The following is a 21,433-nucleotide window of genomic DNA, read 5'->3' as shown; positions in this document are numbered from 1 at the left end:
ACCGTTTTTAATTTTTACAATTACTATACTTTTTTAAGCATGCTTAAAATGAACTATCTAGAAAGGGTAAATCTTATTACTAATACAATCGAAAATTTTACTTTACTCGCTCTTTTAGAAATTAAAAGAATAAAGAGTTGTCTGAAAATAGCGTGCTACTTTCAGACAACTCCAAAATTACATAAACATATTAGCAATTAATAAAACGATTAAACCTGTAAACCACATTAATGTCGTGGGAACTGACCAAACTAAAATTTGCTCTCTCACATTAGTAATACCTGACATACGGTTTACAACCCAGAAAAGGCTATCATTAAAGTATGAAAATACTAATGCACCCATCGCCGCTGCTTGAGCAGCCAGTGCCATATTAACATCCATTTGCGATAAAATCGGTGCTGAAATAGAAGCAGCCGTAATCATCGCCACAGTACCACTTCCTTGCACAAGGCGAACGAGTGAAGCGACGAAGAACGGAATTAAAAATGCTGGCAATGGTAATTCAGCAATTAAATTGGCAATATAGTCACCCGCACCATTTTCACGTAATACGAAGCCTAATGCCCCTCCTGCCCCTGTGACAAGAATAATAATTCCTGCCGACTGAATGCCTTCCTCCATACGCTCAAGCGTTTCTGAGCGCGAAAGATTTCTCGCCAAGCCGTATATTGCGAATAATAAACCGATAGCAACTGCGATAATTGGCTTACCTAAAAAGATTAAAATACCGTAAAAGCCATCTACTAATTCTAACGCAGCCAAAGTTGTATTTAAGAATATTAAGATAATTGGAACTAAAATAGGCAATAAGGATAACATTAATGAAGGTAGTTCCTTTGTTTGCTCCCTTTCATCTATTGCATCGAGTAATTCAGAATAACCAACCTTTTCCTTTGGACGAATAAAGCCTGTTTCAGATGTTTCATCTGGTAATTGATAAATTTTATTGCCTAACCATTTTGCATAAAGAATACCGACAATCATCAATGGTATACCGAATAATAAACCGAGACCAATCATAATCCCAATGTCTACGCCAAAGATTCCAGCAACACCAAGTGGTCCAGGTGTTGGCGGCACAAGTGAATGCGTAATAACAAGACCTGAAGCCAGTGCAACACCAATAGCAATAACAGATTTTCCTGTTTTCTTTGATAATGATTTTACTAATGGATTTAAAATAATAAATGCTGAGTCAACGAAAATTGGAATTGATACGATAAACCCTGCAATTCCCATCGCCCATTCCTCTTTCTTTTTTCCAACAAAGCGAATTAAAGCATAGGCTAGCGTTTCAGCAGCGCCCGAAACCTCAAGTATTCGTCCCATCATTACACCTAAACCGATAATAATACCGACAGAGGCAAGCGTACTACCAAAACCTGCTGAAATTGTATCTGCGACAGCTGCTGGCGCCATTCCACCTACAATCCCTGCGATAGATGCTGCAATAAGTAACGCTACAAATGCGTGAACTTTCGTTTTTAATACTAATAAAATTAAAGCGATAACACCGAGTAAAAGCCCGGCCATTAACTGAGTACCTGATACTGTGTCCATCATAATCCCCCTTAAATGTAAGTGTTTTCATTGTTGTTCAATGAAATGGAGCTATCTGAAAATAATATTTCAGACAGCTCCACTCATCGAGAAGAATGCCATCTAAATGCAAAATTATAAATTATTTTTTGTAAAATTAGGTGCATATTGTGCTGCTACTTTAATACATTCTTCCATGCTGACACTTTCAGCAATATTTTTCCCTGCGATATCAAATGCCGTACCGTGGTCAACAGATGTACGTAAAAATGGCAAGCCATTTGTAATGGAAATTGTACGGTGGAAGTCTGTCATTTTTGCTGCAATATGTCCTTGGTCATGGTAAAGAGATAATACCGCATCATACTTTCCGTTTAATGCTTGGAAGAATACAGAGTCCGCTGGCACTGGACCAACTGCATCAATACCTTCCACGACAGCAGCTTCAATACCTGGTTTAATTTCTTTTACTTCTTCCCAACCAAATAATCCATTTTCACCGCTATGTGGGTTTAAGCCTGCTACTGCAAAGCGGCGATTTTCTACACCTAAGCGTTGTAACGCCTTGTCGCAGCGAATTAAATAATCACGTACACGCTCCTTCGTCATTTGGTCAATTGCATCCTTTAATGAAAGGTGACGAGTTAAGAAGAAAATTCTCATTCCTTTTACTTCAAACATTGTTAATGGGTCCTGTGAACCTGCTAAATCTTCCAGCATTTCAGTATGTCCAATATATGGGACTTTGGCAGCCTGTAAAGACTCTTTATTAATAGGTGTTGTTGCAATTGCTTGTATTTCATCCGCCATGGCAAGCTCCACCGCTTTTTTAATATATTCGAATGCCCCTTGCCCACCTTGCGCCGACACCTTGCCATATTGTAATTCATCAATATTAATATTATTTAAGTTAATCACATCTACGGTACCAAGCTCATATTTGCCCTCAGATGGTTTATTTACTTCATTAATTTGCAAATTAGCTCCTACGATTGCAATTGCTTTTTTAAGCACTGCTGTGTCGCCAATTACGAGCGGCTTACACACATCGTATATATCAGCTTTTGTTAAAGATTTCATCGTAATTTCTGGTCCAATGCCTGCTGGATCTCCCATTGGAATCCCAATAATCGCTCTTTCGTTTGCCATGTTTTATTCCTCCTAATTTTTCGCTTTAAAGTTTTTTATCATGCGGATTAATTAATCTTTATTTTACAAACAATATTTAACAATTTATTAATTTCAACTGGGGGGGCGCTTTCCTCGTGATGCGGCTTCAACGAATTTATTTCGGTGAATGCCTAATAAAAAGCGTTTCTCCCTAAAAAACACGCTAATTTATAGACAATATTTATATAATCAACACACTTGACTTTCTATTAAAAAAATTTTTGCTTCTTCTCTTTCACTAAGCAGAAACACCGCTAAACCTTATACTAAAACACCATCACCAGCATCTAAGTTAATTAGATGACATGGCAATTAAATGGCGTACACTTGTATAAATCGCCTTTTTATCGCCTGCCATACCGCCTTTTGTTACAAGTGGGATACCATCGAAATGTCCCCCAATAAATTGACCATAGGCAATTAACGGTAATACTTCATCATTTAATTTAATACCCTCTGCTCCGCCAATTGAACAAATGGAGGCTGTAACATCACCACCACTTGAAAAGCAACCGCCAATTTCAAACTCGCTTTTTTCAATGACAAGTCTTGTAATTTTTCCTAAACCATCCGCGATTCTTTTAGCTAAAAATTCCTGGGTCATACCTTGTTGCTGTGCAATATCCTTTAGATTTAATGGCTCTGAGCCGGGAATATAAGTAGTGATAATAATAATTTCCTGCTGCTGCATTTCCTTGAGCGCCATATCGACAACCTTTTGTACTTCCTGTTCCCAAAGCTCCACACTTCCAGTCAATTGTACTGTTTCCACATAAATTGGCTGTGCATCTGTTTTTTCAAGTAAATAATGGAGCTGATTTGCGCTGTTCGTTGTCACGCTCCCCACTGTTACGATAAATTTTTTATTAGATAACGCATTACTGAAATAGGCTTTTGAATATGCTGCTGTCAATGGACCTGGGTCACATGGAATCATTTGGTGACTTTTTAACATTGCCATAGCATTCGCAATTATTTCAATATCCTCGTTTGTCACTGCGTCTACTACAAAAACGCGATTTCCTACAGCGATTGATTGCTCGAAGGCTTGCGCTAATGTTTTCTCGCCTTCTAGCACGATATTTAAACCTAGATGGGTGACTTTATATTTGCTTTGTTTTTCCACAATATTTGGTACGTAAGATTGCGTTAAAGGAGCCACAGGGTCTTTTGCTACATCAGTTGCTTGTAAAGGTATACCATTTACCAATAAATAGCCTCCAGACACTACACGTCCCGAATCTGGAAAGGACGGTGCAATAACCGCAATTGCTGTTTCACCAAGGTAATCAAGTACCGTATCAATCTCGACACCAATATTTCCTCTTACCGTGCTATCAATTCTTTTACAAACAACTTCTACTCCCCATGCAGACAAGTTTTCAAGCACTTTTGAAACGCGCATCTTTGCTACATTACTATCTGCATATCGGCTATCCGTATCTACACAAACCGAACGCTGTGTATGAGGAGGCATTTGATTAAAATGTACCATCGTAGATGTTTGAAATCCTGATTTTGTCAAACGAACACCCGTTGCATTTGCTCCTGTTAAATCATCTGCAATGACGCCAATTTTCACCATTCTTCCCCTCCTTCTGCAATTATCACTTCACATTTCTCTTTTAATGTTTCCATATAATGAGCTGGTATTCCGTCATCTGTAATAATTCCATCTATGCTAAATAAATCACAAACTTTTGCTAATGATTTTTGATCAAATTTACTTGAATCTACTACAAGCAAAGTTGCTTCAGCACATTCAATCATTAATTGCTTCATAGAAGCCTTTTCAAATGTTGGCGCAGTAATTCCAGCATCTATATGAACCGCATGGGAGCCTAAGAAAAACTGATCTACATGAATATTTTTCAATACTTGCTCTGTCAAAGGACCGAAAATTGCACCTGTATTATTTTGTAATTCTCCACCAGTCACTATTACCTTAATATCCGAATCCATCAATTCAACTGCAATGCGTATATCATTTGTTAGAACAGTTAAATTGCGCTTACCTTTTAGACGCTTTGCAATTTCCAAATTTGTTGTTCCTGCATCGAGCAAAATCGTAGAATGATCCTTTATATATTGCAAAGCAGTTTGAGCAATTCGCTTTTTTTGCTGGCTATATTTTGTTTCTTTAATTTGAAATGAAACTTCGTTAACAAGAGGCTTGTTTAACACCGCACCACCGTGTGTGCGAATAATTTTCTCTTCTGCCTCTAAAATATTTAAGTCTCGTCGAATCGTCATAGCGGAAACATTTAATTGCTCCACTAACTGATCGATTTCTATTTTCTCATTGACATTTAATTGTTCCAAAATCAGCTCTCTTCGATCTTTTGGTTGCATAAAAAGTACTCCCTTCGGTAATTTCGAACAACTAATAATTATATTATGTTCGTTTTAAACAAAATAATCAATAGTTTTTTATTTATATGTTCATTTCGAACATTTTTTATCTTATAATACTATCAATTACGCCTCGGCGTAATTGCATCCAGATTTTTTCGAGCTTGCTTGAAAAAATCTGTGACATCCGCCGGGGGCTTTATCATGATTCAGCCGATGTTTGAACACTCACTGAATAAAAGCATTCATCTCGCCATCTGTGAAGGTGAGAGTTTTCTGCTGAATCGTGACAAATTCCAACAAAACAGCAGAGAGCCATCTGAAAAGTGCGCCAACGCGCCGCTTTTCGGATAGCTCTCCTCCCATTCATTTAATTAGCATGCATTTGATAATATTTGATTAATGCCTGTGTTCCTTTGTCTCCATATCCCTCTGTTAATAAAACATCGTACATTTTTTTCGCTAAGTGTAAACCCGGTAATTGTAAATTCATTTTTTCAGCCTCATCTAAAGCAATTTTCATATCTTTTATAAAATGCTTTATATAAAAGCCTGGTTCTAAATCTTCTTTTAAAATACGTGGCGCTAAATTGGAAAGTGACCATGAACCAGCTGCTCCTGATGAAATCGATTTTAATACTTCCTCCATCGTCAAACCAGCCTGCAAACCATAAATAATGGCTTCACATGTGCCTAGCATTCCACCTGCAATAGCGATTTGATTACACATTTTTGTATGCTGACCTGCACCAGCCTGTCCTTGGTATACGATATTTCCTCCGAATGCCTCTAAGATTGGGCGAATCGACTCCACAATATTTTGATTACCACCAACCATAATTGATAGCGTGCCGTTCTGCGCTCCAATATCGCCTCCAGATACCGGTGCATCAATACTATGTATCCCCTTTTCTAGTGCTAGCGTGTACAATTTTTTGGCTAACGTTGGTTCAGATGTTGTCATGTCTACGATAATTGCACCTTTTTTCGCCGTTGATAAAATACCGTTAGCTCCGCAATACACTTCCTCTACATCTTGTGGATAACCGACCATTGTAAAAATAACCTCTTTGTTTACCGCCGCCTGTGCGGGTGAATCTGCCCATTCCGCCCCTAGCTCTATTAACGGCAATGTTTTTGCTTTTGTCCTTGAATAAACAGTTACTTCGTGTCCAGCATTTAATAAATGCTTAACGATGCTCGCCCCCATAACACCCGTTCCAATAAACCCAATTGTTGCCATAATCAAATCCTCCTCATAATTTCTAGGCTTGTCATAAAAAGCAGGCTAGCATCCCGCTTCTTGTAACAGCTCTTTTCTATTTTGTAGAAATGCTCGCCATCTAAAAAAGATAGACATTCAATAAAAAGTAAATTTTTGTTGCGCTAAAAAATAGTTATATCTTTTTGGACAATTCCCTCCTCTATACTGTACTGCAAAAAGAGGAATTATTATAGTAGCTAAACAAAAAAAGAGCAGAAGCTTGAATTTGCTTCTACTCAAAAAGGGGGAAATGAGAATGTTGCTGTGTTCATTCATACTATTCCCACGATTTCATAAAGTTAAACATGATTTATAAAAATTATATTTTAATTCATTAATTGATCATCTAACATATTTTGATTTTCTTGCTTTTGCTTTGCATATTTGTTCATCAATCGATCTAGTTGTCTACTCAAGCGAATTGTTTTGGCATTTCGCAGTCCGTTTTCAATCCCCGAACGAATCATCTGTTCACGCGTGCGTTCAAGCTGCTTTAAAATACCTTCCTCCACTTTTGTCCCCCCCTATTCATTGATCCAAATAACTTGCCTATGTTCTAGCAATATCTAAATAAGTAAATATAATATTGCCTCCCTGCTTTGCCTCTCCTCTAAAATGTTTAAAATCAGGCTCACTTACTAAAATTTGGCGAAAAGCTAAAAAATCACTTTTTTCTATTTCTATTGATTGTACTTCCCGATTTCTTAAATCATTAATCATTTTTCTATATACTTCCATGGAAAATTCATATCTCCTTCAAAATAAATTTCTTTTTCCAGGTTCATTTACTTTAAAATCATTTTATTGCTATTATACAATATTTCCCTACAAAATACAGCTCTATTTAACACATTTTAGTAAAATAATACAAGCCTTACCGATATAATTGATTTCTATACTATTATTATGTTATTCTTAAAAACAGTTATGGTAATGACGTGAATTATGAAGTCATTAAAGGAGTTGACTGCCTGTGAAAATTGCCGAAGTTGGAAATATCATTGAATTTAAGGATGGCTTACAAGGTATTGTTGAAAAAGTAAATGAGAATTCTGTTATCGTTGACTTAACCATTATGGAAAATTTCACGGACCTAGAAATAGAAGAAAAAACAGTCGTTAACCATAAACGCTATAAAATTTTATCTTGATTCAGCACATGTTTCTTTGCTGTTTCAATATGTTTATCGAATGCCACAAAGTTTGCTACAATCGGCTCTCATAAGCCTTGTTTAGTATTATATTATGGCATTATTTACAATTACTATACCTACATTGTTTAGAAAAACTCCCTTTCGTCATAAAATTGATGATGAAGGGGAGTTTTTTTGTTAGTATTACGTTAGGAGGTTGATACATTTTATGAAATTCATTAAACAAGCTCCAGTACTGTTGCTTTCTTTAATTTTCATGTACGCAATGCTGTTTTATACATTTTCTGAAAAAACGATTTTCTGGTATTTATACACATTCACTTTATTAGTCGGTATTGCCATTTCACTCGTAACAGAAAAATTTGAAGATAGCTTACCTACATGGCAATATTTAATATTCGGTATTGGTTATGGCACAATCACATATGGTATCGTCAAAGCAGGCTATTTAATATTGCCACTAATAAGTCCGAATACTTCGCAACAAATTGCTAGCTTCTTAGGGAAATATGGACCATCTACAGTTTGGCATTATTTACTACTTATCTTTATTATCGTTGTTGGAGAGGAAATGTTTTGGCGGGGCTTTGTTCAACAACAATTAAAGCGATTTGTTAAAAGTAGCTATGCGGTTATTATTACTGCTGCTCTCTTCTCTATTTCGGTCGCTATTAGCGGCTTCATCCCCGGTGTAATCGCAGCCTTTGTTGCAGGGCTATTATGGGGCGCTCTATATGAATGGAAAAAAAGCTTACCGCTAATTATTGTATCTCATGTTGTCTTTGTTTTATTATTATTCTTAGTTTTACCACTCACATAATTGCTTTTTTGCAGGAAACTTATTTTAATTAAGTACGTCCTTATACTGTAAGGAGGAATGTTAAATGAAAAAATATTTATTAATTCTCTCTATTTTAACTGCTCTATTATTAGCAGCATGCAATACAGAGTCAAAAACAGAAGAACCATCGCCAAACATTGATTCGAATGGTGCAACAAATGAAGAACCTAACAATCAAGAGGAAACAGACGATGATGGCACAGTAGAAGAAAATGAGAATGAAGAAGAAAATTCAGAAATCAGCACACCAGAAGAAAATTCATCTAGCAACGCGCAATCAATTACGTATAAATCCAATAATCAGGAAATAAAAGGTTCAACAATTAATGTAAAAAGCCCTCAGCAAGATTATTCTATAAACTTAATAGACGGCTTTACAATTACTGCTGAAGAGCCCGGTCGAGATATCGTAATGGCGGATATCGATCCAGATGTATCAATGCGTATCGAAGCGTTTCCAAAAGCAGAAATAGCATTTGATGAATTACTCACAAATACAAGTGATGCAGTAAATGCCATTGCTCCTGAAGAGGGCTATAGTGAATACGATTTATCTCCGATTCAATTAAATGAGCAAATTACAAATATGCAGACATTTTACGTAGAATTGGAAGGCGAAACGGTACTGACGCTTTTATATGAAATGCCCGATAAGTTTATTCGCTTAACGATTTTTGATAATCAAGCCGATTTAAAAGATGCGTTAGCACAAATGGGCTTAACAATTAAATAATGAAAAGATGTAGGCTGCCCAAAAAGCCGAGCATAGCCGGCATTTTGGACAGCCTTTGCTTTCGACACATAGAAGATGTACTCCTACAGTAGTCACAATAAATCGCCACTATCCTTATCCTCATCGCAAAGGGCGTGTCTCAAAATAACTTTTCAGACACGCCCTTTATTATTTTTTATTAAAATATTAACTAAAAAAGAATAAAAGGTGGCCAACACTAAAGTGAACGTCTTTTCAGACGCCTTCCTTTAGTATGATAAATCTTTCACTGATAAGCCTAATTTCTTTAGTAGCTCAATTGCTTGCTCCTTTTCCTCTGGGGATAATACACTTACTAATTCATGCAAATTTTTCTCATGCTGAGGAAATAGTTCTGCCATAAAGTCGGAGCCTGCCTCTGTAATTTCCGCATACGTTACACGGCGATCTTCTGCACAAGATACACGTTTTAAGTACCCTCTTTTTTCAAGCTTATCTACCACATAAGTAATCGAGCCACTTGCTAATAATATTTTATTCCCAATATGCTGTAATGGCTGTCTCCCTTTATGATATAAAAGCTCTAATACCGCAAATTCAGTTTGATTCAACCCGCTTTTTTGGCAAAAGTCATTCGTTATTTCATTAATTGCTTTATACGCACGTGATAGTACAATAAATAATTTTAATGATTGTTTAATTTCTTCTGAAGCCATGTAATCCATCCTTATCTGAAATCAATTACGCCTCCGCAAGCTATCGTTTATCCAATAACGCCACCTTCTGTAACAGCGACTGACTATTTTTCGTCATCCAGCCATCTTTAAAAACCTGTGACATTCGCTCGGGGCTTTATCCTGCTTCAGCATGTTTTTAAATTGCATGCTGAAAAAACATTGCTGAAGCAAGATAATATATACAAAGCATTATAGCTATTGCTTGAGAGCCTTGTCCAATTTTTTAATCTTATTTTCTAAAAATAGGGCTTTTAAGATAGCGTAATTTAATAGATACTTTCTCTTAGTATTGATAACTACGACCAAGAAGCTGCGGTAAAATCAGACTGGTATCTGACTTTACCGCAGCCTCTTTCTGAAATCATCAAGTTAGGCTTATCGATTCATGTAATGGAATATTCATTACATATTTATATGGATCAACAGGAATCGTAAAGGTGAATTCTGTACCTATGCCTTCCTTGCTCCAAACATTAATATCGCCATTATGCTCCTCAATAATTTTCTTGACAAGAGGTAGACCAAGCCCAGAACCTTGCTTCTTTGTAGTGAAGAAAGGTGTAAATAACCCTTGCATCGTTTCCTCACTCATTCCGTAGCCTTCATCTTTAATAGTTAACTCAATATTGCCTTCCACATTATAGCCTAAAGCAATTGTGATAGTTCCACCTAATGGCATTACTTCAATTGCATTTTTAATAACATTTATAAGCAACTGCTTTAAACGCACTTCATTCCCTAGCATTTTGAATTCATCAACTAAAGAATATTGAAGCATTAATAAAATATTGCTTTGAATTGCTTGTGGCTGCATAAGGTCAACAATTTGTTGAATAGCTTCCACTAAAGAAATCTCTTCCATCGCATATTTAGGTGGCTTCGATAAATATAAGAAGTCCTCTAAAATAAGCTCTAGGCGCTCAAATTCAGCATCAATAATTGAAAAGTATTGCTTGCCATCTTCACTCATATTCAACTTTAATAATTCTAAAAAGCCCTTTAAAGAAGTCATTGGATTTCGTATTTCATGGACAATTGTCGCAACAAGCTCGTTTAAGTTCGACAGTATTTTTTCTTCTTCCAGATGTGTGTCCTTTATTTCAGCAGTCACCTCTTTAAATATTGTAACAATTATATTCGTAGAACTGATAGCGAGTGCTGTCAGTTCATAAGTCATTGCCTTCTCAGCAATACTACGCTCAAAAATGATAGTGCCTGTGGAGCTATGATCAATATTTTCAAGATACTCAAAAATTTGCTGCTTTGAAAAGCCTAAGTCGTACAACAACTGTTCATATGTTTGTTCATTTTTATACCCTAAAATTTCTAAAGCACCCTGTGTCATCCCTATAATGTAGCCTTGCTTGTCCGACAAAATTGCATCGTAGCACGCACAGTCTATAATAGAGCATAGAATATCTTTAGTGAATAACTCGTCCTCATTGAAATTTGGACTTAGCCATACGATAATGGATTGTTCTTTTTCAAAATAACAACCAAATGCACTAGTAGAAATTGTATTATTTTCTACAATAATGTTTACATTACAAAACGCTATTCCTGAATACTTCACCTGTTTCATAAAAGCATCCCATGTTGCACTGGACATTTCATCAAGCATCAGCTGCTCTACCATATGATTCCAACTTAATAACTGCGCTGCTTCTTGATTCATTTTTTGAATTTGACCTGATTCGTGCATGACAATCATCGACTCTTTACACTCGTCAAAGAGTCTATCAAGCTTAGAAATATCAATATAACTCAAAGAAAACGAACCTCCTGTTGTAAAGTAATCGCGCTATCAATTAGTATGCTATTTATATCCTATTAACTATATTACATTTTTATTACCTAATATTCTATATTTTCCGAAAAATTATTTAGCAATAAAGACATTTTATTTTAATTTAGCAAATATTTTTTATCTTATAGTTAAATACTAATTTAACATTTAATTGAGCAAGTGTCCAAATTTTAACTAAATTAAATTGAATCTTTCAAAAGTTTTGATGGTACAGAGTTGTAATTGAACAAATAACTTTTCACTTACATATCTCAAAAAACTAGTAAGTTGTCGCCTTTTTGATACACTGCTACAATGATAAAGTGAATCTTCTGTCCGTAGGGATTGGAAGCTTCACTATTCGAGTTTTACAGACCGTCCTCCCACTTCATATTTTTATGTGGGAATCTTACAGCCTGTTAATACAAGGATAAATGTGAAGAGGAGAGAAATTATGAAAATTGTATTAGCAACATTAAACGCCAAATATATTCATACCAATTTAGCAATTCGCTACTTAAAAGCAAGTGCCTACCCTGAATTTATACCAGAGCTTGCTGAATATACAATTAAAGACCCCGCATTTAATATCGTTTCAGATTTATTCCAAAAGCAGCCTGATATCGTGGGCTTTAGCTGTTATATTTGGAACATTGAAGAAACGCTACATGTAGTGAAAATGTTGAAAACTGTTTTGCCTAATACGAAAGTTATTTTAGGTGGACCTGAAGTATCTTATGACGTGCATCATTGGCTAAAAAATCATACTGAAATTGATTTCATCGTTATGGGGGAAGGGGAGACTTCCTTTAAGGAATTAATGCATTATTTCAATGGCAAAATTCCTTTAGAAGATGTACGTGGTATTTGCTATTTAGCAGAAGGCAAAGTAAAAATCCATGCACAACCAGCAAAAATTGATTTGCGTGAGCTCGCATCACCATTCCGCTTTGCTGAAGATTTACCTCATCTTGGCAAGCGTATCCAATATATTGAAACAAGTCGTGGTTGCCCTTTCCAATGCCAGTTTTGTTTATCGAGCATCGAAGTAGGTGTGCGTTATTTTAATCGCGAAAAAATAAAAGAGGATATTCGCTTTTTAATGGAGCATGGTGCGAAAACAATTAAATTTGTAGACCGTACCTTCAATATTAGCCGTAGCTACGCAATGGAAATGTTTCAATTTTTAATTGATGAGCACAAGCCTGGCGTTGTGTTTCAATTTGAAATAACGGCGGATATTATGCGTCCAGAAGTAATTCAATTTTTAAATGACAATGCGCCAAAAGGCTTGTTCCGTTTTGAAATCGGTGTACAGTCGACAAACGATTTAACAAATGAGCTTGTCAAACGTCGACAAAACTTTGAAAAATTAAAACGCACTGTTACGATGGTCAAGGAAGGCGGCAAAATCGCTCAACATTTAGATTTAATTGCTGGTCTACCAGAGGAGGATTACGCTTCCTTCCGCGACACATTTAACGATGTTTTTGCCATGCGCCCCGAAGAATTGCAATTAGGGTTTTTAAAGCTATTACGTGGGACCGGTCTACGCCTAGAAGCTAAAAAATACGGTTACACATACGTCGACATTGCCCCATACGAAATTTTTTCAAATAATGTGCTAACGTTTGATGATATCGTTCGTATTAAGCATGCCGAGGACGTACTTGAGAAATATTGGAATGCTCATCGTATGGATTTCACAATTGAATATTTAGTAACTGAAGTGTTCGAAACTCCGTTTGACTTTTTCCAAAGCTTCGGTACATATTGGGAAACACGTGGCTGGTCTCGTATCGGGCATCAGCTAGAAGATCTGTTCCGCCGCTTGCTAGAATTTTTACAAACAGTACCAAACGTCGATTTAGATATTGTACAAAATATTATGCAGCTTGATTACTTACAGGAGCAGCAATTCCAACCACGTAAAATTTGGTGGAATAAGCGAGTAGATGACGTAGAGCAAAAAAATATTTATGCACAGCTCCGCCAAAACCCTGCTATCGCAGGACAAGAGTTTGCGGCAATGGGAATAACCGAGCGTGATTTATTCAAGCACTCGCTCATCATTCCAGCAACGATTTCTTATGGCGATTTCGTTAATGGTCAAATTACAAAGCACAAAGGCTATTTATTCACTTATTTCCGTCAAGGTCAGCAACCCTATTTTGCAGATATTAAGGCACTGTAGAAAAAAGGCTATCGCGCTGCTGTTTGATTGAAATGCTCATCATTTGTTAGGTAACTTTTTTGTTCTATTAGCAACTTCAAAAAAGGCTAACCAGAAAAATCTGGCTAGCCTTTTTTCAGCCAATAATTACGCGTTCCTTGGGATAATGGTATTTTAATTTCTTCGTATTACCACCTAAAGTATATAAAAATGAAATTAATCCAACACGACCAATAAACATTAAAATCATAATAACGATTTTTCCAAATGTCGATAAATCGCTCGTAATGCCAAGTGACATTCCACATGTCCCGAACGCTGATGTAATTTCAAAAATTAGCTGTGTAGCCGTTGCATGAGGCTCCGAAATAAGCAGCATAATGGCAGCTAAAAACACCATGAAAAGCGCCAATGTAATTACAACAAAGGAACGGAATACATCAATCATATGAATTTCCCGCCCAAACACTTGAATTTCTTCTCGGCCATTTGCATACGTAATTAAAAATAAAATAGCTATGGCAAATGTGGTCGTACGAATTCCTCCACCAACAGAGCTAGGGGATGCCCCAATAAACATTAAAAAGCTCATAAAAAGGTCTGTTGCCTCACCGAATGTTTGCACATCATAGGTTGTCAAGCCTGCTGAGCGTGTCGATACCGAATGATACATGGCGGAAAATAAAGCCTCATGCCAAGTCATCCCTTTAAATGAGTGAAAGCTCTCAAGTGCTAGAATGCCTAATGAGCCGATAATAAATAATATCCCATATGTCGCTGTCGTAATTTTAGTAAACAGACTGAATCGGAATGTCCGGTCTTTTTTTGTTAAAAAAATCTTTAATTCAATTAAAACAGGGAAGCCAATTGCTCCAAGCACAATTAATAGCATGGTTACAAATTGAACGAAATAATCTAAATGAAACGGCTGCAAACTCATACCTGTAATGTCAAAGCCGCCATTTGTCGTTGCTGAAATCGATGTAAAAACACCATGTATTAAAGCTTCCTGCCACGTATCAAAATAACGTTGAAAGTGCAAAGTTAAAATTATCGCACCAGCAGCTTCAATGAAAAATAATATTTTTACAATCTCACGAATTAATTGAACAACTCCAGATAATTTGTATTGATTATGGTCAATCATAATCAACTGTCTTTCACGCATACCAATGCGCTTCCCAACAAGCAGCCAAATAAATGTCCCAAGTGACATAATGCCAATAGCACCCAGCTGCAAAACGATAAGAAGCATAACAAGCCCAAATGTCGTATATGTTTCCGAAATATCAAAAACAGTTAAACCCGTAACACTTACTGCACTAACCGCTGTAAATAATGTATCTAAATAAGCTACCTCTATCCCTTCTCGATGTACCCCCGGGAGTCGCAGCAAAAAAAACGATGTAGCAATTGCTATAAAATAATACGACACAAGCAATTGGAATGGCGTAACTAATCTTAGTTGCTTTTTTTTCTTTTTCATCTAAATGCCCTTCCTTCTTTAGGTAGTCATTAGTATAGACAATGTAACGAAAAAAGAAAAGGGGCAATAGGAAAGTGATGGTATATTTCAACTTCTTTCAAAAATGTTCACTGGTGAGTTATCTGCAATTTTCACTAACTATTCTAACAATAAAAAAACAACTGCCGTAAAGTTTTTGTTCTTTGCTCGACAGTTGCTTTTTATTGTTTAAGAAATTTGTTGTTTTTTGTTTTTTGCTACACTGAAGAAATAGCCACCTGCTGCAATCGCAACTAGCACAATCCAGAATGTCGCCTTCCACACCGTTGAATGAGGGAAATCATGAGGGATTAATGCCACTTTTTCATGCGCTAATGTTAACACGACTAATTTTACTCCTACCCAGCCAACAATTAAAAAGGCGGCTGTTTCAAGTGATGGGAGCTTGTTCAAGATTTTCACAAACCATTGTGCTGCAAAACGCATGATGATTAAACCGATTAGACCACCTAGGAACATAACAGAGAACTGCCCCGCATTGATACCGCCAATGTGATATTCTGTTAAATGCGGTAATGTTACTGCAATTGCTACTGCTGCAAGCATTGAATCGATAGCGAATGCAATATCGGCTAGCTCTACTTTCACAACAGTCATCCAGAAGCCAGAGCCTTTCTTTTCCTTTACCTGCTCCTCATCCTTATCTTTCTTAAACTTCGCATCATAAATATGTTTGAATGAGATAAATAATAAATATGCTGCACCAAGCGCTTGAATTTGCCAATAGTTCACTAAAACTGTAATTAAAAACAATGCTGCGAACCTGAAAATAAACGCTCCAAATAATCCATAAAATAGTGCTTTCTTTTGTTGTTCCTGTGGTAAATGTTTGACCATAACCGCCATAACCACTGCGTTATCTGCTGCAAGTAAACCTTCTAATACGACAAGGACTAAAAGTACCCATGCATATTCTAATAAGATTGCTTCCATCATCAGTTCCTCCTCTAGTTATTGTATACCCATTTTCATGCACTTCGAATACCTTTTTAAGGCAACAAAAAAGACCTATGCCTAAAAAGCAGGCAAAGGTCTTGCTAAGCAAATTTCATTGCTATCACACCCGATGGCAGAGCCATGTAATGACGAATGTGAAGTAAGTTAGTTGTAGGCTGCTGTTAGATTCAACAGTCCTATCAATACTTATAGCTACTCCCCTTTGACATAATGTCAATGGATATTTTAATGTGTACTTAGTATAAGTGAAATACTATATTTTTGCAACAGATTTCTTTAAATGGCGTGTTTCTTTATCCATTAGGCTATAAATAATCGGTACAATTAATAAAGTGAGCAGTGTCGATGCGAATAATCCACCAATCACAACAATCGCCATTGGCTGATTTAGCTCTGTTCCCTCTCCTATACCTAATGCAAGCGGAATTAAGCCAAGCATTGTTGTTAAAGCGGTCATTAAAATCGGACGTAAGCGGTCACGACAAGCGCTTAAAATCGCCTCAAAAGATGGCTGTCCCTGCTCTTTTTGCTGATTAATATAATCTACAAGTACAATGCCATTATTCACAACAATTCCTACAAGCACTAATATACCAATAATTGCTGTTATACCAAGCAGCGTATTTGTCATAAATAGAGCGAGAGCGACTCCTATCACCATTAATGGCACACTAAATAGCATAACGAACGGATATTTCAATGATTCAAATTGTGCTGCCATAACGATATACACTAAAACAACCGCAAGTAGTATTGCCAATATCATATCGTTTTTTGCACTATCAAATAGCTCTCTATCTCCACTAAATATTATGCGTGTTGCGTCATTCAATGCTACAGTGGCGATTGCTTTATCAACCTTTGATGAAATGCCACTTAATGATTCCGTCGTTGCATATTTAACGAAAAAGGCTACAGCCGAAGCTTGGTCTGAACGTCTAATCGCTGTCGCTCTTTGCGCTAGCTCAATCGTCGCAACATCTTCTAATTTGACAAAAAGACCTGCTGGTGTGCGTAGCTTCATGTTTTTTAGCGCTTCAATATTCGTATTAAATGCATCACCGAAGCCGGTTGTCACAGGTAGTACAACGCCATCCTCTGCAATAATTTGCGTCGTATAAAGACCGCGTGTCATGCTGCCTACCGCCTGTGCAATTTGAGCAGGTAATAGACCATAATCCTTTGCCTTCTTCGAGTTTACCTCTATCTGAACCTCCTCTACAATGCTATCTAAATCTGTCGTCACTTCGCTCACTGTATCAATTTCTCCTACAGCTTGTTGAATCGCTAGCACGGCTTCCTGTAATCGCGCCTCATTTGAATCGGTAACACGAAATGTCAATGTATTTGGGGTTGAACCAGAGGATGAGGCTAATGAAAATTCAATTTCTGCACGCTCTCCTATAATTGCTGCTAAATCCTGCTCCATCACTTCAACAAGCTCAAAAATTGAGTTGTTGCGCTCAGCAATTGGCACAAGCTTAATGTAAAGCTCTGCCTCGTTTGCCCTAACTGTACCGCGCGATATAGATTGCTGATTGCCACCAATTACGCTGACGACAACATCCACTTCCTGAAGCGGCTGTATATAATCTTCAATATCCGCTACGACACTCTCGGTTTGTTCGATAGAAGCGCCATTTTTCAACTGTACTTGCAATGAAACATAGCCCTCATCCGTTGAAGGTATAAATTCTGTTCCCGTACGATAAAGCATAAAGCTAGTCACCACAAATAATAGTGCAGTCGTTATTAATACGAGCGCTCGGTTATATAAGCCCCAGCGAATAAGTTTTTCATAAGCTTGATAAAATTTCGATTGCTGACGTCGCTCTATTAAGTTCGTCATTTTCGGCTTTAATAAATGACTAGCTAGCATCGGCACAACTGTTAATGCAACGACTAACGAAGCAAATAAGCTAAAGGCAATCGTCAAGGCAAATTCGGTGAAAATTTGCCCAATTAAGCCTGAAATAAAGACAACTGGTAAAAAAACCGCTACTGTCGTTAATGTCGATGCAATAATAGCAAGGCTTACTTCCTTCGTTCCATATAAAGTCGCCTCTTTTGGCGATTTCCCTAACGCCATATGACGTTCAATGTTTTCAATAACAACAATAGCGTTATCTACAAGCATCCCGATGCCTAACGCAAGGGCTCCGAGTGTCATAATGTTCAGCGTAAAATCAGCAAAATAAATAAGAACGAACGTCACAATCACTGCGTAAGGAATCGCAATACCGACAATTAAAGGGCTAATCAAGCCTCGTAAAAAAACAAATAGGACGAGCATTGCAAAGATACCACCAAATAATAGCGATGATGCGATATTATCAATGGCAATTCTCACATAATCACCTTGGTCAAATAATAAATGTGCTGTAACATCCGCATATTGAGGCTGTGCCAATAGCTTTTCTAAAGCCTCTTGAAAGGCGTCCGATACTTGCGCCGTATTGGCATCCGATTGTTGGAGTACTGAAATTAATAGTGCTGGATAATCATTAGCGCGTGTAATTGTCGTTTGCGGCTGTTCGCTGCGCGCTACTGTGGCAATATCTTGCAGCAGTAATGCTTCACCTGTCAACGGATTCACCGAAACAATAAGCTCGGCTATTTGTTTAGGGGAAGTCAACAAACTAACAATACGCGTTGTTAATTGCTGTCCATCTATAGATACTGTTTCACCAGGCAAAGAAATATTATTAGCCTGAATAAGCTGGATAATATCTGTTTGCGTTAATCCCTTTGCTTCCAATTGTCCAGCATCTAATACAATGCTAATTTCCTCTACAATTTTCCCTGACACATTAATGCTCGCGACGCCTTCTGTTCGCTTCAGTTCCTGCTCTAACGCCTCCGCCATTTGCCGTATATCGACATCCGCGCTCTCTGCCTGCAAGCCTAATTGAATAATCGGAAACTGGGATGGGTCGAACTTCATAAAGCTCGGCTTTCCAACCCCATCTGGTAGTGTTACCATTTCTAAACGTTGCATGATTTCCATCTGCATCACATTCATATCAGTCGTCCAGCTAAATTCAATAATCGTTAAATTAGCCCCTTCTTGCGCTGTAGATTGTAGCCGCTTAATACCAGGTAATGTTGCCAAGCTACTCTCCAAAGGCTTCGTCACTTTTTCACTCACCTCAAGCGGGCTAGCAGCAGGATAGCTTGCCACTACAACACCAATAGGCGGATTCAAATTAGGTATAAGAGTTACAGGTATTTTAAACAGTGAAACAAATCCTAAAATGATAACGAGCGCCATCGTTACTATCGTAAAAACAGGACGTTTCACAGAAAACTCAGTTATTCTCATGCATAATACTCCTTCATCTCAGTTACTCTATTTTCACCTTCTTGTTTCGTATTTATTCGACATGATGTGCGTGATTACCTGTAAAGAGAACTAGATTTAGCTAACCGAGAAAAGGTGTCGGAAAAGTATGCTCATACATACATTTCTCGACACCCATTTTAATGATTATTTAACTAATAATAAAGATAGTTGTGGAATACATGTTACGACAGCTAATGCTAATAACAGGACTAAGTATAGAGGCCAACTTTTCTTAAGAAACTCAGTAAGTGAAATTTTAGCTGCTGCACTTGTAGTAAACATCACTGTGCCAAGAGGAGGTGTAATACTTCCAATTGCAAGATTCATTACCATTACAATTCCAAAGTGAATAGGGTCAATCCCTACCTCTGTAATTAACGGGACAAGTAAAGGAGTTAATAGCACAATACTTGCTGTTCCTTCGATAAACATTCCAATAATTAGCAACATAATATTAATTAAAAGCAATACTACTAATGGATGGTCTGAAATTCCCAATACAAATTGTGCTACTTGTTGCGGAATCCTTTCCCATGTTAATACCCATCCAAAAGCAGAGGATGCTGCTACGATAATCATAACTACTGATGTAAGTAAGGCAGATTCCTTTATAGCATCTCGAAGTGTGTTTAAAGTAAGTTTTTTGTATACAAAATAACCGATACAAAACGCATAAACAACTGTAATTGCTCCCGCTTCTGTAGGAGTCATTATTCCTAAACGAATTCCTCCAACAATAATAATAGGTGTGAACAATGCTAAAATCCCTTGAAGAAATGTACGATATACTTCCTTAGCTGAAAAATGTTCATGTTCTTTAGGTAAATCATTTTTTTGTGCGTAAATGAAGTTAAAGGCTAATAAAAAGATTGCCATTACAATACCCGGTAAAATACCAGCCATAAATAATCGTCCAATGGATACTTCCGCCATAAATCCATACATGATTAAAGCAATACTTGGAGGAATAATGGGAGCAATTAATGAAGAAGCAGCTGTTATTCCTGCTGCTAAGCCTCTGCTATAACCTTTCTTTTCCATTGGATCTACTAATAATTTTGATAATACAGCAGCATCTGCGTTAGATGAGCCTGACATTCCTGCCATGAAAGTATTAACAAGAATATTAATATACCCAATTCCCCCCTTGATATGTCCGATAGCAGCCGAGGATAAATTAATCAATCTTCGTGAAATATCACTTTCATTCATCAAATAGCCCGTTAAAATAAAGAACGGAATTGCTAATAAAGGAAATGACTGTGTACCCGAAATAATACGTTGAATAAATACTTCTATTGATACTGATGGTTCAACAATGAAAAAGATTAATGTTGGGATAAAAATAGAGAATGCTATTGGCATACCTATCATCATTAGTACTAACATTAAAGCTATTATTAAAATTGCCATTTTTATCCCTCCCCTTTAACTGTTTTAAATAATTGTTGAATTAAACGAATTGTCATAAGCCCAAAGCCAACTGGAAATGCTGAATAAACCAATGATTTCGGTATCGTCGTAGCCCCTAAACTTTCCCCTAATACATTAATTGTCAGCACTGTACCGTATACACTCATCACAGCAGTGAAAACTAATAAAATAGTTGAAATCATAAAATTAAGTATTTTTTTGGCTGTCGTCGGCAGCAACGCTTCTACTATATCTATTGATATATGGTTCTTATATTTAAAAGCCATACTAGATCCGACAAAAATAATCCAAGCAAATAAAAGAATTGAGATTTCTACGGAACCTGATATCGAATAATTAAAGAAGTAACGTAAGATAACATTTATAAAGGTTAACACTACTAAAATTGCTGTTAATATGAATACTATTGCCTCTTCTACTAATGATATAACTTTCATGAACATC

Annotated in this window: 19 protein-coding genes; 5 read left to right on the top strand and 14 right to left on the bottom strand. The window is 36.8% G+C overall.

Going from position 1 to position 21,433, the window contains the following annotated elements:
* Positions 1-177 precede the first annotated feature (177 nt).
* From C9J36_RS02900 to C9J36_RS02885, 4 genes are all read right to left on the bottom strand, one after another.
* Positions 178-1,566 carry a GntP family permease gene (locus C9J36_RS02900; RefSeq protein WP_430010621.1) on the bottom strand — a complete coding sequence of 463 codons (1,389 nt, stop codon included), beginning with the start codon at positions 1,564-1,566 and terminating at the stop codon, positions 178-180.
* A 111-nt stretch (positions 1,567-1,677) separates the two neighbouring features.
* Positions 1,678-2,691, bottom strand: a complete 1,014-nt coding sequence (pdxA, locus tag C9J36_RS02895; RefSeq protein WP_107942186.1) for a 4-hydroxythreonine-4-phosphate dehydrogenase PdxA — start codon at positions 2,689-2,691, stop codon at positions 1,678-1,680.
* A 313-nt stretch (positions 2,692-3,004) separates the two neighbouring features.
* Positions 3,005-4,297, bottom strand: coding sequence for a four-carbon acid sugar kinase family protein (locus C9J36_RS02890; protein WP_342472957.1), 1,293 nt, complete (start codon positions 4,295-4,297; stop codon positions 3,005-3,007).
* Positions 4,291-5,064, bottom strand: a complete 774-nt coding sequence (locus C9J36_RS02885; RefSeq protein WP_107942185.1) for a DeoR/GlpR family DNA-binding transcription regulator — start codon at positions 5,062-5,064, stop codon at positions 4,291-4,293. The genes C9J36_RS02890 and C9J36_RS02885 overlap by 7 nt, the downstream gene beginning before the upstream one ends.
* A 204-nt stretch (positions 5,065-5,268) precedes the next feature.
* Here C9J36_RS02885 and C9J36_RS17255 point away from each other — a divergent pair, with 204 nt between their 5' ends.
* Entirely contained in the window at positions 5,269-5,418 is a 150-nt protein-coding gene (locus tag C9J36_RS17255) for a hypothetical protein (RefSeq protein WP_161956373.1), read from the top strand.
* Between the two features lie 16 nt (positions 5,419-5,434).
* On the opposite strand, the gene C9J36_RS02880 is transcribed toward C9J36_RS17255, so the two are convergent.
* The 3 genes from C9J36_RS02880 to C9J36_RS02870 form a co-directional block, all read right to left on the bottom strand.
* Positions 5,435-6,307 carry an NAD(P)-dependent oxidoreductase gene (locus tag C9J36_RS02880; protein WP_107942184.1) on the bottom strand — a complete coding sequence of 291 codons (873 nt, stop codon included), beginning with the start codon at positions 6,305-6,307 and terminating at the stop codon, positions 5,435-5,437.
* Positions 6,308-6,654: 347 nt separating this feature from the next.
* Positions 6,655-6,840 carry an aspartyl-phosphate phosphatase Spo0E family protein gene (locus C9J36_RS02875; protein WP_066169505.1) on the bottom strand — a complete coding sequence of 62 codons (186 nt, stop codon included), beginning with the start codon at positions 6,838-6,840 and terminating at the stop codon, positions 6,655-6,657.
* A gap of 37 nt (positions 6,841-6,877) precedes the next feature.
* Positions 6,878-7,066 carry a hypothetical protein gene (locus C9J36_RS02870; RefSeq protein ID WP_066169503.1) on the bottom strand — a complete coding sequence of 63 codons (189 nt, stop codon included), beginning with the start codon at positions 7,064-7,066 and terminating at the stop codon, positions 6,878-6,880.
* Between the two features lie 235 nt (positions 7,067-7,301).
* Between C9J36_RS02870 and C9J36_RS02865 the strand changes: the two genes are divergently transcribed.
* From C9J36_RS02865 to C9J36_RS02855, 3 genes are all read left to right on the top strand, one after another.
* Entirely contained in the window at positions 7,302-7,478 is a 177-nt protein-coding gene (locus C9J36_RS02865; protein ID WP_066169499.1) for a YkvS family protein, read from the top strand.
* A 211-nt stretch (positions 7,479-7,689) separates the two neighbouring features.
* On the top strand, positions 7,690-8,301 hold the full coding sequence (locus C9J36_RS02860; protein WP_066169498.1) for a CPBP family intramembrane glutamic endopeptidase: 612 nt from the start codon (positions 7,690-7,692) through the stop codon (positions 8,299-8,301).
* Positions 8,302-8,365: 64 nt separating this feature from the next.
* Positions 8,366-9,055, top strand: a complete 690-nt coding sequence (locus tag C9J36_RS02855) for a hypothetical protein (RefSeq protein ID WP_107942183.1) — start codon at positions 8,366-8,368, stop codon at positions 9,053-9,055.
* Positions 9,056-9,303: 248 nt separating this feature from the next.
* On the opposite strand, the gene C9J36_RS02850 is transcribed toward C9J36_RS02855, so the two are convergent.
* Both C9J36_RS02850 and C9J36_RS02845 read right to left on the bottom strand, forming a co-directional pair.
* Positions 9,304-9,750, bottom strand: a complete 447-nt coding sequence (locus C9J36_RS02850; RefSeq protein ID WP_066169493.1) for a MarR family winged helix-turn-helix transcriptional regulator — start codon at positions 9,748-9,750, stop codon at positions 9,304-9,306.
* 385 nt (positions 9,751-10,135) lie between these two features.
* Positions 10,136-11,539, bottom strand: coding sequence for an ATP-binding protein (locus tag C9J36_RS02845; RefSeq protein WP_107942182.1), 1,404 nt, complete (start codon positions 11,537-11,539; stop codon positions 10,136-10,138).
* A 472-nt stretch (positions 11,540-12,011) separates the two neighbouring features.
* Between C9J36_RS02845 and C9J36_RS02840 the strand changes: the two genes are divergently transcribed.
* Complete coding sequence (locus tag C9J36_RS02840; RefSeq protein ID WP_107942181.1) at positions 12,012-13,751, top strand: B12-binding domain-containing radical SAM protein; 1,740 nt, start codon at positions 12,012-12,014, stop codon at positions 13,749-13,751.
* Between the two features lie 115 nt (positions 13,752-13,866).
* Here the strand turns inward: C9J36_RS02840 and C9J36_RS02835 are convergent, their stop codons facing one another.
* The 5 genes from C9J36_RS02835 to C9J36_RS02815 form a co-directional block, all read right to left on the bottom strand.
* On the bottom strand, positions 13,867-15,216 hold the full coding sequence (locus C9J36_RS02835) for a TrkH family potassium uptake protein (RefSeq protein WP_066169486.1): 1,350 nt from the start codon (positions 15,214-15,216) through the stop codon (positions 13,867-13,869).
* A gap of 207 nt (positions 15,217-15,423) precedes the next feature.
* On the bottom strand, positions 15,424-16,188 hold the full coding sequence (locus C9J36_RS02830) for a TerC family protein (RefSeq protein ID WP_066169483.1): 765 nt from the start codon (positions 16,186-16,188) through the stop codon (positions 15,424-15,426).
* Between the two features lie 277 nt (positions 16,189-16,465).
* A complete protein-coding gene (locus tag C9J36_RS02825) occupies positions 16,466-19,534 on the bottom strand; it encodes an efflux RND transporter permease subunit (RefSeq protein WP_107942180.1) in 3,069 nt (1,022 codons plus the stop codon).
* Between the two features lie 165 nt (positions 19,535-19,699).
* Positions 19,700-20,968: a TRAP transporter large permease gene (locus C9J36_RS02820; protein WP_066169479.1), complete on the bottom strand. Its 1,269-nt coding sequence runs from the start codon at positions 20,966-20,968 to the stop codon at positions 19,700-19,702.
* Positions 20,969-20,970: 2 nt separating this feature from the next.
* A complete protein-coding gene (locus tag C9J36_RS02815) occupies positions 20,971-21,432 on the bottom strand; it encodes a TRAP transporter small permease (RefSeq protein ID WP_066169478.1) in 462 nt (153 codons plus the stop codon).
* Position 21,433: the final 1 nt, after the last annotated feature.

Origin of the sequence: Metasolibacillus fluoroglycofenilyticus, assembly GCF_003049645.1 — a bacterium.
In the GTDB taxonomy this organism is placed as follows: Bacteria; Bacillota; Bacilli; order Bacillales_A; family Planococcaceae; genus Metasolibacillus; species Metasolibacillus fluoroglycofenilyticus.
Note: the sequence above shows the minus strand (reverse complement) of the source record. Positions and strands in the feature narration are given on the sequence as shown.